Origin of the sequence: Edaphobacter sp. (assembly GCF_035763405.1) — a bacterium.
Taxonomy (GTDB): domain Bacteria; phylum Acidobacteriota; class Terriglobia; order Terriglobales; family Acidobacteriaceae; genus Edaphobacter.
On sequence record NZ_DASUBE010000135.1, the window covers coordinates 1 to 12595 of the forward strand.

A 12595-nucleotide genomic window follows, 5' to 3' on the forward strand; every position below is an offset into this window, starting at 1 on the left:
GACATGATGCCGCTCGACTCCACGCAACTGAAGTTCGATGAGGCCAAGCAGTCTCTGCTCGCCTCCATCAGCACGCCGCTCACCGACTCGCTCCAACTGCTGACCGCCGAGTGGCAGCGCAACGCCATCCAGACAACCCCAACCCTCTACGACCCGGTCGCCATGGCCTATGCCATCGACCCCGCAACCTGCCCCACCACGCCGCTCCACATCGCGGTGGATAGCAAGGGCTTCACCCGCGCCACACCCGGCACACCCAACGCCAACGTCTGTCTCGAACCCCACCCCGATACTTTCTTCCACCTGCTCCTGCCGCGCCTGCTCAACCAGAAGATGGCGGGCAAACGAGCCTGCATTCAAGCAAGCGAAAAGTAGTCTTCAGCGCGGCGACTCCCCAGTCATCGCACCCAACAACGCCACCGCCATGCTGTTCGCAGGCGTTGGAATTCCATGTTTCCGTCCCATCCGCACAATCACACCATTGCGCGCATCAGTCTCCATCGGTCTACCGGCGCGCCTGTCAGCAAGCAGCGAATTCACCCCATCCACAGCCGAACGTCGATACGCCTCCAGCACATCCTCGGGAACCGAGTCAGCCAGCACAGCACCCTCCGCTCTACCCACAGCCACGCACTCGCGCACCAACTCCAGCGCGATTTCGCCAATCGCCTCGTCGCGCATCACGCCATTCGGCTGCAACGTCAGGGCTGAGATGGCGCCGGCAGCGTTATGGCACAGCTTGCGCCAGGCCACTGTCGTCCAATCCGGCACGGTCACAGCATCTGCGGCCGTTCGCGCAAACAGCGCAACGAACTCCGCTCCCAGAGCACCCTCCGGCACCTTCAGGCTCATCAGGCCGCGCTGCACAATGCGCTCTGGCGCAACCCGCTCCGCGGGACAATCGACAACCACGGGAACAATCCGCTCCTCCGTCACAAACGGCAGAAACCGTTCGCGGTGCTCCACGCCATTCTGCAATACCGCAACCGGCGCCCCCTCTGCACTGAGCCGTTCCAACCACTTCGCTGCACCTGCAACGTCATACGCCTTGGTCGCCACCATCAACCAATCGACCGGCTTCGCCTCTTCAGGTCTGGTCAGCACCGTTGCGTTGATCGTAACGACCCCATCCGGTGTCTCAACCACGAGTTCGCCCAGGGAACGTCGAGCACACAGCACAAGCTCATGCCGCCCCGCCGACTGCAATAGTGAAGCCACCACCCCGCCGATCGCCCCCACACCGACAATCGCAATACGCGCCATCGGCTAACCCAGCACCTTCGCCGCATCCTTCGCAAAGTACGTCACGATAAAGTCCGCGCCCGCGCGCCGTATCGAGATCAGCGACTCCATCATCGCTCGTTCCGGCTCCAACCATCCACGAGCGAACGCAGCATGTAGCATCGAGAACTCGCCCGACACCTGATATGCGCCCATTGGTACGTCGAACCGCTCCCGCGCGGCACGAATCACATCCAGATAAGGCATCGCAGGTTTCATCAGAACCATGTCCGCGCCCTCGGCCAGGTCCAGCTCAATCTCGCGCATCGCCTCACACAGATTTGCCCCGTCCATCTGGTAACTACGCCGGTCGCCGAACTGCGGAGCGGAGTCTGCCGCCTCGCGGAACGGCCCGTAAAACGCGCTCGAGAACTTCGATGCATAGCTCAGCACCGGCGTCATCTCGTGTCCACCTGCGTCGAGTGCTGCACGAATCGCCGCCACGCGCCCGTCCATCATGTCGCTTGGAGCAATCACGTCCGCACCCGCCTTCGCCAGCGAAGCAGAGGTCTTCGCCAGCAGCGCCACGCTCGCGTCATTCGCAATCTCGTAATGATCGCCATCACGCGACACCACGCCGCAGTGCCCATGCGACGTGTACTCGCACAGGCACACATCGGCCATCATCACCAGCGAATCGAGCTTACGGTTTTTCTTCAGCTCGCCGAGCGCAGTCTGTACGATGCCGTCATCGGCCCATGCTCCCGTACCCTGTTCATCTTTTTCCGACGGAAGCCCAAACAGCAGCAGGCCACCAAGCCCGAGCGCGGCACACGCCTCAGCTTCCTTCACGGCCTCATCAACCGAGAGGTTGAAGCACCCGGGCATCGAGCCAATCTCGCGCTGCACCCCCTCGCCCGGGCAGATAAACAGCGGATAAATCATTGCGCCCGGCGTCAGGTGCGTCTCGCGCACCAGCGAGCGCATCGCTTCGGTGCGGCGCATCCGGCGCATTCTCGTCACAGGAAAGCTCATGCAGCTAGTGTACTTCGCACGATACTCCGGTGCGTTCAACCCCGGTCCACCATGTCCTGATACTCCAGCCCCGCGTCTCCCGCGCCAAGTACCCAAAGTGTGTAAATGCCGAGCGCCGTCCCGAACGGAATCCGAATAAGCGACAGGATCGCCACCACAATCGCCAACACGCGACCCCACGACTGGCGCGTCAGCAGAGCATAGCCGGTGAACAGTGAAAGCGCCGCCCCGACCAGCGTTACCGTGGCAATCACAGGAATCAGATGCACCATCCACTGTTGGCTTGCCGCTCCACCCATGTTGCCGAAGTTCCACATGCCAAATTCAAACCCATGCGTGAAGATTGTTCGCAATACAAAGATGCCGATCAGCCCATGAATCACCCGCAGGCCGCCATACGCCAGCCAAAGGTACGAGAGTGTCTGCAAGTTGCGCTGCACCCGCGACTCGGACAACATCACCAACTTCGACGGTGACGTATTGGGCCAGGGAGGCGGCGCCACCTCCGCGCCGCACTGCGCGCAGTAACGAAGCCCGCTTGCCACCTGTGCTCCACAAGCATGACAGACCATCGCGCACCTCCTTATAGGCCAAGCGGTTCAGTGATCATCCTTCCGCAGCAAGAAACCTGCTGTCCCCGATCCCTAAGCCCTAAGCCCTAAGCTGCTACGCAGCCACCCCTGCCGCAGTTCCCTTGCGGATTACGATAGTACAGATGACCTCCGACGAGCTATTGCCGCGCATCCCCTTGCCGCTGGCCGAGACCAGCGCCGAGGCGCTTGAGTGGCCGCGCCTTAGCGAACACATCGCCAGCCTTGCTTCCTCGCCCGTGGGCCGCGCCTGGGTACTGGCGCTCACACCCTCAGCCGACCTCGCGTGGATCGAGCGCGAGCACCAGCGCACCGCCGAGGTCCGCGCCTTTCTCACGCAGGGCCGCAGCTTCGACTTCCACGGACTCTTCGACCCCACCGCGCTGCTCGACCAGTCGCGCATCGAAGGCGCTGCACTCGGCGGCCTCGAAGTGTTCTCGCTGCTGCACATCATCGAGCGTGTTGCCGCCTGGCGCAACCTTACCCTGCCGGGCGCAAATTCCTCAGGTGCCCCATCCTTTGCGGGCTTGATCGCAAAGGATGGAATCGCAGATCTCTCCACGCCGCTGGCCGAGCACGACTTCGCCCCGCTGCTACGCCAACTGCGCGGCAAGATTGCTCCCGACGGCTCGCTCGAAGACGACGCCTCACCCGAGCTTCGCCGCATCCGCCGCGCCATCGAGCGTCAGCACCGCGCCATCGAAGAAGGCCTGCGCCGCGCCGCGCGCCGCTTGCGCGAAGAGGGGAGCACGCAGTCCTCTACCGACGACCTCATCACCATTCGCGGCGAACGCTTCGTCATCCCCGTCAAAGCCGAATTCAAGCGCAAAATTCCCGGTGTCATTCACGGCTCGTCATCCTCAGGCGCAACCGTCTTCGTCGAACCGCTCGAAACCATCGAGCAGAACAACGAACTCGTGCGCCTGCTCGACGAGGAGCAGGCCGAGGTTCGCCGCATCCTCGCCGCCATGACACGCTCCATCGGCGAGAGCGCCCTCGCCATTCACCTCGGCGCATGCATCCTCGCCGAGGCCGAATCGCACTTCGCCCGCGCCCGCTTCGCCAATGAACTCAACTGCACCCGCCCCACATTCTCTTCTGCCGATGAAGACCGGGTACCCCGTCTTCGCGGCGGCCTTATCGCCGCGAAGATAGGTTCGCAGGATGACGAATCAAAGCCGCAACTCGCCCTCACCAACGCGCGCCACCCTCTGCTCGAACTCCGCATGAAGACCGAGGCTCGCGAATCGCACGTCGAACCAAAGGTCCCAGTCCCACTCACCATCATCCTTCCGCACGAAACAAAGCAGCTCATCGTCAGCGGCCCCAACACCGGCGGTAAAACCGTCTCACTCAAGACGTTGGGCCTGGTCGCGCTGATGGCCCAGACGGGCATTCCGGTCCCCGCCGAAGAGGCTCATCTTCCACTCGTCACCGCCGTTTACGCCGACATCGGCGACGCGCAATCCATCGAGCGAAACCTGTCGAGCTTTTCCGCGCACATCGTCAACCTCGACCGCATCGCGCGCCAGGCCACTCCGTCGTCGCTCGTGCTTCTCGATGAACTTGGCTCCGCCACCGACCCCGAAGAGGGTGCGGCGCTTGCCGTCGCTGTCGCGGAACGGTTCCTCTCGCTCGGCGCGTGGTCGGCCATCACCACGCACCTGACTTCGCTCAAGGTCTACGCGGCCAATCACGCAGGCGTGTTGAACGCAGCCGTAGGCTTCGACCACGAGACCCTTACGCCCACCTACCAGCTTCGTCTCGGCGTGCCAGGAGCCTCAGCCGGCTTGAACATCGCGCAGCGCCTCGGTCTCGACACCGCGATCATCGCCGCCGCCCGTGCTCAGATGAGCACCCAGACTGCCGACCTCGGCGAGTTTCTCGATCAGCTCCACGCGCAGCTTGCCGCCGCTACCACTGAACGCGAATCGCTCCAGCAGCGCGAGCGCGAAGTAGCGCGCGAAAAGATGCGGCTCGACCTCGAAGGCCGCGCCGAGCAGAAAGCACGCACCAAAGAACTCGAAATAAAACTCAACGCGCTCATCGACGACTTCGCCGCGCAACTCAAGGAGACCGCAAAGGGCATCGGCGACAAAGCCCTCGCCAAAAAACTCACGCGCGACTCCGAACTCACCATCGCACGCGCCCGCCGCGAGTTCGCCGAACAGTTCAAGTCCACCATCGTTGCGCACAACACTGGCGCGGACAAAACCGAAGCTGCCGCGCAGCCCATCGCCCCCAAAGACATCCAACCCGGCGATCTGGTCAAGCTCAAATCGCTCAGCCGCCAGGCCAAGGTCGAGCGCATAATCGACGCACGCAACTTCGATGTCTCCATCGGTTCCATGAAGATGCGCGCCTCACTCGACGACATCGCCGAAGTCGAGCACGTCAAATCGCCCACGCCGCTTGAAGCCGCGCGCCGTCGCGGAGGCATCACCATCGCCACCGCCGTCGAACCCGACTACGTCCCCTCGGAGATCAACGTCATCGGCCGCACCGCCGACGAGGCCCACGACGAGGTCGAACGCTTCCTCGACCGCGCCTTCCTCGCCGGACTGCCGCGCATCCGCATCGTCCACGGCACAGGCATGGGCATCCTGCGCCGCACCCTTCGCGACTACCTCCGCAACCACCCGCACGTCACCGCCGTCACCGAACCCCCACACAACCAGGGCGGCCAGGGCGCAACCGAGGTCGAGCTGCGGCAATAAGCGTCCAGCAATCATTCCGGAATGACAAGCGGCCAGAATGGGGTGTATAAATAAACCGACCAGTCAGTCAGTTATTATTAATGCCATGACACCACGACCAGACGTTAGCGCCGACCGTAAGGACCTCATCCTCAACACCGCCGAAGATGTCTTCGCCCAGCACGGCTTCGACGAAGCCCGCATGGACGACATCGCCGAGCGCGCCGGCCTTAGCAAAGGCGCCATCTACTGGTACTTCAAAAAGAAGGACGACATCATTGCCGCGCTGCTCAACCGCGTCTTCCGCCGCAGCATCGACGCCATGCGCGTCCTTGCCGCGGAAGACGCGACCGTCGTCACTCGCCTCACTCGCATCGGCCGGCAGATCTCGCGCGACTACCAGGCCATGTCGCGGCTGATGCCCATAGCGTTGGAGTTCTACGCAATCGCGCTCCGCCAGCGCAACGTCCGCAAACACCTCGCCGCAATGTATGCCGAGATCATCGCCATTCTTGTCCCACTGATCGAGGAGGGCATTCGGGACAAGGAACTCGACCCTACACTCGACCCGCGTCACGCAGCGACGACGCTCGTCGGCATCTACGAAGGACTTGGCGTGGTCTGGTCTATCACGCCGAAAACTGTCGATTGGAAGACGCTGGGGCCGGAGGCCATCGTGATGTTCACCAATGGGCTAAGAAAGAAGTAAACAGGAGGAAGCACATGCGTTACGGCCAAGACCTAAGGCTGCTCATCGTTGGAGGAGGAATCGCAGGGCTGACGCTTGCCGCTGCACTGGAGCAGCGCGGCATCGGCGCCGAGATTGTCGAGCGTGCGCATGGCTACGGCGGCGTCGGCTACGCGCTCAGTCTGTGGCCTGCGGGGCTCAACGTTCTCAATAGCCTCGGCCTCCGCGCTCATCTTGCCGGTCTCGGCGTCCGGCCCGATATGTATCAGGCTATCGACCAGCGTGGACGCACGCTCCTCGAAGCCAACTTCGGCAGCTTCGCATCGCAGTATGGCGACAACTTCTACATCAGCCGCGCCAGCCTGGTCGATGCCCTCCGCGCTGCGGTCAGCATCCCGGTTGCCTTTGGCCGCTCCATCACGCATCTTCATCAAGCGGGGGATACCGTAGCCGTCACCTTCAATGATGGCTCAACCGGCGAATACGACGCCGTCCTCGGCGCAGACGGTCTGGGCTCCGAGACTCGCCGGCTCGTCTTCGGCGATCTGCCGTTTGCGTGGCACGGCGTTACCGGCTGGGCTTTCTGGACCAACATCGACATCGGTCGCGACACCCGTGAGGTATACGGCCGCGGCCTCTACATGGGTTTCTTCCCTTCGCGCGGGCGGCCCTGCTGCTTTGCCGCCGCGGCCTCGCCGCGCTCTGCCACAGACGACCCTGCCACACGCCGCGCCCATCTCGAATCGTTGTTCTCGAGCTTTCCCGACTGGGCGCGTTCGGCCCTCGCCACCTGTACCGACCCCTCCATCTGGCACGACGACTTCCTCGACATCCGCCTGCCGCGCTGGACCCAGGGCCGGGTCGCGCTGGTCGGCGACGCGGCCCATGCCATCTTGCCCAGCGCTGGCGTCGGTGCGTCGCTGGCCATCGAGTCTGCCTACGTCCTCGCCGACGAGCTTTCGCGCACCTCCTCTATTCGCATCCCCGAGGCGCTCCTTCGCTACGAACATCGCCGCCGCGCACGTGTCGATGGCGTCCAGAGCCAATCCCGCCAACTCATGTGGATGATCCGCCCGCGCAACCCGCTCGCCGTCGGTATCCGTAACGCGGTGATGCGGGCAGTCTCGCCCGCGCGGTTCCTCTCCATGTTTGAACCGCTGATGGATTCGGCAATATAGGAAGCCTGAGCGGTCACTCGTCGCTTTTGCTAAACAAGAGATCAACCGCAGATTGGCACGGGTGTTCACAGATTCGGTTTCTCATCCGTATCAATCCGCGAACATCCGTGGCCGTCTTTAAAAATCGGCGCAATCGCTGTTATGTCTCTATCGCGCCTCGCACCGAAAGTTCTCCGCGTCGCTCGTATTCCCCTTGCCCGCATACACCGCCTGCTTCGGATACGCGCACAGCGGCCGCGTCTCCTCGACAGCACCATCGACAATTTTCGCAGCCAGTATCCTCTCCGGCGCGACGCCGTCTTCCACCCAGCGTTCCAGCGCCGTCAGGCCATCAAACGTCGTCGCACCCGGCCCGCCGCCGCAATGCTGCATTCCGGGAACCATGAACAAACGCAGAAAGCTCCCGGTTTCCTTCACCCCGACTGTCTTCTCGACGTCGTTGTAGTAGTCAATCGTGTTCAAGGGCGAAATATCCGGGTCGCTCCACCCGTGGTACAGAATCATCTTCGCCCCGCGCCGCTCCATCGGCCTCAGGTCAGGGTCCACGGCGTCCATCGCAGGACCGATCTTCTGTTCAAACAGCTTCGTGTCCGTGTCGAAGTTGAAGTCGAGCGAATTGTACTCCGGGTCGTCAAAGACCATGTCCTTCAGCACAGCGTCGGCGGCCTTCCAGTGCGTTCCGCCAAAAGGCTTCGTGCCTGTCACCCAGCGTGCCCATCCACCCGGCCCACCTTCGCCACCCTGGACCAGTCCCGGATTAATCAGCCTGCCCGATGAGTCACGCGCTCCGCCCCAGATCGCCTTCACCGCAGCCACCTGCTTCGCCGTCAGGCATGTCGCAGGGTTCTGCCCCACCTTGCACACAAGCACCGCCGGGTCGAACTTACACGCCAGCGGATCGCTCACCACGCCATCGCGCACACCATCCTTCGCATCGCAGGCTTTGTTCACCGCGTTGGCCAGAATCGAGACCTTGCTTGCAGGAATATAGCTCTCCGGGTCCTTCAGCGTCGCAACCGAATACCACAGGTGCTCGCCAATGTAGTGCCGCGTCCAGTTGTTCGCCGGGTCGCCCACCAGCAGGCCGTCGTAGTCAGCAGGGAATCGCTGCGCCTCCATCAACCCCTGCCCTCCGCCCTGCGAGCAGCCCACGTAGTACGCGCGCCGCGCCGCCGCGCCATAAAACGCAGCAACCACCGCCTTCGCATTCACCGTCGTCACATGCAGTGCGCGCCAGCCGAAGTCGCGCACCAGGTCCGGCCGCCCCCGCGCCCAGCTTGCATCGAACCCATTCCCATACGGATGGTTCACATGGCCCGTGTCCGTGCTCGCCGTCGCATAACCGCGCCTGAGCGCCAGCGCCATCGGCCGATAGCTGATGAACCCCGCCGTCCCGCCATTCCCGACGCCCTCGAACTTTCCGTTCCAGATCGTCGTCGGCAGCCACACCTCAAACCGTATCGCCGGCCTCGTCACACCGACCACGCGGCAGAACTCCGGCAGCTCCTCCAGCACCGGTTCAGGCTTCGGCAACGTGAGCGTTCCCGCCGGAACCACAGCCGCCGACTCGATCGTCGTCTCCGCCAAACTCAGCTTCATCAGCCCCGCGCACGCCGCCGCGCCGCCGCTCTCTGCCCACGCAGCCGAAGCCGTCAGCAACGCCACCGCAACCATCGACACAACTGCTCTCATCACCCGCGAACGCTCAGCCCTCATCTCGCCGCACGCCTCCCTCGACCAAGGTAGTGCTCTTCTCGAAAACTGTCACCCTTTCCATTGCATTTCCATCTTGTAGATTGGTGTATTTCCATTCCGCAGCCTTTTTGCATTTCCATTGCAGCCTTTTTGCGTTTCCATTCGCAGCCCTTTTTGTATTTCCATTCCGTAGCGCAGCGAAGGAATCTGCTTTTGTCCTCCCAACCAGCCACCAACGCTCGGGTGCCCCATTCATGCGCAGTTTCATCGCGCATGGGTGGGAACGCACACTCTCCACCAGCCGCCTTTACGTCGTCATTCTGGGCGAAGCAGCCTGCCCTGAGCGAAGTTGAATGGGAAGAACCCCCGCATTTCGCGTATGTCCGCACGAACCATCCCGGACGCATTTCATCCGTGTACATCCGCGCAAATCCGCGGTCGCGCTTTAAAATCGGTGCAATCGGTACCAATCGGCGTTAAGGAACCTCTGATTAGGTCTTCGCTTTGAAGGGGCGTGGCTTCAGCCACGCCATAACGTCCCTCAATGCAATGCGGCTTTAGAGGGTGCTGAAAAAGTCAGTTTTGCTTAAGGGCACGGCTTCAGCCGTGCCGCTAACGCTGCAAAATCAACGCGGCTTTAGCCGCTGAGGTACGCTTTCTTCCCGGCAAGACACTTTTTCAGCACCCTCTTTAGCCCCTGAGGGAATCTTCGCGGACTTAATCAGACCTTCCTTAAGTCTCTACTGCGTCGTGCCCGAAACAAAGACCTGCTGCGATCGCCCCGCAATCACCCGATACAGCGCAAACTGCCGCGTGCTCTGCTCACGCAGTTCAAACAGCAGACTCGCCCGGTTGCTCGCGTCCGCGTCCACCACATCCACAAACTTCATCTCCGGCGTGCGGTCCAGATGCGCCGCGTCCGTCGCGCTCGCCAGCACCTGGTTCACCTGGCCGATCGCATCGGTCTGGGCCACCACGGTTACATACCGCAGTGCCCCTCCCAGGGCCGCCGTGTGCGCCATGTACACATACGTCGGATCGCCGCCATAGCTCAGCGTATAGCCCTTCAGTTCCTCATCCATTAGCGCCGGAGCCACAGAAGCAGCCGCGTGAACCTTTCGCCGCGTCCTCTGCGAAGCCGTCTTCTTCGCACTCGGAACCGCAGGCTCGGCGACAGGCGCATTCTCCGCCGCATACGCCGTCAGCTTCGCCTCGGCCATCGCTTCCATCTTTTTCAGAATCGCCGCCCGCTCCGCCGCGTCCTCCCACGGCCGCGTAAAATCGTGCGGCTCGCGGTCCACCGCATCCGACACCGCCACCATCTGGTGCAGATTCGCCGGCAGCCCCACCAGCTTCGATACATTCGCTCCCGTCGTCTCTCCCGCGGGCCTGCCAAGATGCAGCTTCGGTCGATTCGGGTCCTCATTCAACGAGGCATCCATTCCCGCCGCATCCGACCGCGCCTCCACCTGAGCCTGCCGCTTCTCCTCCGGCGTCCGTCGCTTCAGCACCGGACGGTCCGGATCATCCGCAGGCGTAGATGTCGTGCCATCGGATGCCGAAGCGCCGCCCTGCTGCGACGCCGACGGCTGCGAAGACGCACCCTTCTTCTGAGTCTGCTCCGGCGCTCCCGCCGTGCGCTCCCCGTCCGGAGTCCGCGCAAACGTCGGCCGCTCCGCCTCCGCCGTGTCCTTCACGCTCGACGTAATGCCCGAGGTCCGCGCTGGCGGCAGCTTCTTCGCCATCACCGGCTTGGGCGGAGCCAGCGGCTTGTACGTCCCATAGCCAAACCATCCGTCGTCGTAGTCACCGTTAGCCGTCTGCATGTGCCGCGCGTACTCCAGCTCGACGGTCCCCTTGTCTGCGCCCGCATCCTTCAACTCATAAATATTGCCCGTCTCCAGCGCAAAAGGCACAGGCTGCGGCATATACACGCCCGCATCCTGAAAATCTCCCTCGATGAACAGCGACACCGGAACCAGCCGGCTCGCCGTCGGCTTGGCCATGTCGCCGGTCCACTCGTACACGCCCACCGCGCGCACCACCTGCTGGGGCTTGGCGACCTTGTGCATCTGCGCCCACACTGGCCCGCCCGCCAACGCCACGCCAACCATCGCTCCAAAAATCCGCGCTCTCATATCCGTCCTCAGATTAGACGATACCTCCACTCCAAAGTCCCACCCTACGCGCGAATCCCGAGAGGCATAACACCGATTGGCACCCATGCCGCCGATCTTTAAAAAGAAGACGACCACGGATTCGCGCGGATGCACGCGGATTAAAAACGGTTCCTCCCCCTGCGCGGAAGGATGACTCGAAAGGGGAACGATCTGTTTTTATCCGTGGTATCCGTGCAAATCCGTGGTCGTTCTTGTCTTTATCGGTGGCATCGGTGCCAATCGGTGTTACGCCTCTCGGCCGCAAGCCGCACGCTACAATCGCACCAGCCCAATGGACGCGCCGCTCCTCGAAGTCAACGACCTCTCCATCCGCTTCGGCTCCCACCCTGCCGTCCAGAACATCTCCTTCCGCATCCATCCCGGCGAGACCCTTGGCCTGGTCGGCGAATCCGGCAGCGGCAAGTCCGCCACCTCGCTTGCACTGCTCCGCCTGCTGCCGCCCACCGCTGAAGTCACCGGAAACATCACCTTCGACGGCCAGACGCTCCTCACCCTGCCCGAAGAAGCCATGCGCCGCCATCGCGGCCAAAGCATCAGCATGATCTTTCAGGAGCCCATGACCGCGCTCAACCCAGTCATGCCCATCGGCCGCCAGATCGCCGAAGCCGTTGAAGCTCACAACGACGGGGCCCATCACCCCGGACTCTCTCGCGCCGACATCCGCCGAAAGGTCATCGAAGCCATGCACGAGGTCGCCCTGCCCGACCCCGAGCACCGCCTCCGCGACTACCCGTATCAGTTCTCCGGCGGCCAGCGCCAACGCATCCTCATCGCCCAGGCGCTCATCAACCGTCCCCGTCTCCTCATCGCCGACGAACCCACCACTGCACTCGACGTCACCGTGCAGGCCCAGATCCTCCACCTGCTCAACCAGCTCCGCCGCACCCACAACCTGGCCATGCTCTTCATCTCGCACGACCTTGCCGTCGTCTCGCAGGTGGCAGACCGCGTCGCCGTCATGCAGCACGGCCACATCGTCGAAGAGGCCCCCGCCGCCGACCTCTTCCGTCATCCCCAACACCCCTACACCCGCCGCCTGCTCGCCGCCGCCCCCACCATGCACACCGACCGCTCCCGCCCCCTCACCGCAATCCCCTAAGGAGCCTCTGATTAAGTCTTCGCTTTGAAGGGGTGTGGCTTCAGCCACGCCATCATGTCCCTCAATGCAATGGGGGCTTTAGAGGGTGCTGAAAAAGTCAGTTTTGCTTAAGGGCACGGCTTCAGCCGTGCCGCTAACGCTGCAAAATCAACGCGGCTTTAGCCGCTGAGGTACGCTTTCTTCCCGGCGAGACACTTTTTCAGCACCCTCTTT

At 62.8% G+C, this 12595-nt stretch carries 9 protein-coding genes and 1 pseudogene; 5 read left to right on the forward strand and 5 right to left on the reverse strand.

What is annotated here, in order from left to right; translation table 11 throughout:
* Window positions 1-375, forward strand: a pseudogene (locus VFU66_RS13095) (hypothetical protein); the annotation flags it as partial.
* A 3-nt stretch (window positions 376-378) separates the two neighbouring features.
* Here the strand turns inward: VFU66_RS13095 and VFU66_RS13100 are convergent.
* Genes VFU66_RS13100 through VFU66_RS13110 form a run of 3 tightly spaced genes read right to left on the reverse strand, consistent with a single transcriptional unit; the run spans window position 379 to window position 2828 of the window.
* Window positions 379-1263 (reverse strand): 2-dehydropantoate 2-reductase, encoded by an 885-nt coding sequence (locus tag VFU66_RS13100; RefSeq protein WP_326446710.1) that lies wholly within the window; start codon window positions 1261-1263, stop codon window positions 379-381.
* Between the two features lie 3 nt (window positions 1264-1266).
* On the reverse strand, window positions 1267-2256 hold the full coding sequence (hemB, locus tag VFU66_RS13105) for a porphobilinogen synthase (RefSeq protein ID WP_326446711.1): 990 nt from the start codon (window positions 2254-2256) through the stop codon (window positions 1267-1269).
* Window positions 2257-2291: 35 nt separating this feature from the next.
* Window positions 2292-2828 (reverse strand): zinc ribbon domain-containing protein, encoded by a 537-nt coding sequence (locus VFU66_RS13110; protein ID WP_326446712.1) that lies wholly within the window; start codon window positions 2826-2828, stop codon window positions 2292-2294.
* Between the two features lie 122 nt (window positions 2829-2950).
* Between VFU66_RS13110 and VFU66_RS13115 the strand changes: the two genes are divergently transcribed.
* The 3 genes from VFU66_RS13115 (at window position 2951) to VFU66_RS13125 (ending at window position 7408) form a co-directional block, all read left to right on the forward strand.
* Window positions 2951-5563, forward strand: a complete 2613-nt coding sequence (locus VFU66_RS13115; protein ID WP_326446713.1) for an endonuclease MutS2 — start codon at window positions 2951-2953, stop codon at window positions 5561-5563.
* A gap of 85 nt (window positions 5564-5648) precedes the next feature.
* Window positions 5649-6251, forward strand: coding sequence for a TetR/AcrR family transcriptional regulator (locus VFU66_RS13120; RefSeq protein ID WP_326446714.1), 603 nt, complete (start codon window positions 5649-5651; stop codon window positions 6249-6251).
* A 14-nt stretch (window positions 6252-6265) separates the two neighbouring features.
* Window positions 6266-7408, forward strand: coding sequence for an FAD-dependent oxidoreductase (locus VFU66_RS13125; RefSeq protein ID WP_326446715.1), 1143 nt, complete (start codon window positions 6266-6268; stop codon window positions 7406-7408).
* Between the two features lie 147 nt (window positions 7409-7555).
* On the opposite strand, the gene VFU66_RS13130 is transcribed toward VFU66_RS13125, so the two are convergent.
* Together VFU66_RS13130 and VFU66_RS13135 are read right to left on the reverse strand one after the other, a co-directional pair.
* The gene (locus tag VFU66_RS13130) at window positions 7556-9124 is read right to left on the reverse strand and encodes a tannase/feruloyl esterase family alpha/beta hydrolase (protein WP_326446716.1); all 1569 of its coding nucleotides are present in this window, start codon (window positions 9122-9124) and stop codon (window positions 7556-7558) included.
* A 719-nt stretch (window positions 9125-9843) separates the two neighbouring features.
* Window positions 9844-11241, reverse strand: coding sequence for a hypothetical protein (locus VFU66_RS13135; RefSeq protein WP_326446717.1), 1398 nt, complete (start codon window positions 11239-11241; stop codon window positions 9844-9846).
* Between the two features lie 313 nt (window positions 11242-11554).
* Between VFU66_RS13135 and VFU66_RS13140 the strand changes: the two genes are divergently transcribed.
* Entirely contained in the window at window positions 11555-12382 is an 828-nt protein-coding gene (locus VFU66_RS13140) for an ABC transporter ATP-binding protein (protein WP_326446718.1), read from the forward strand.
* Window positions 12383-12595 lie beyond the last annotated feature (213 nt).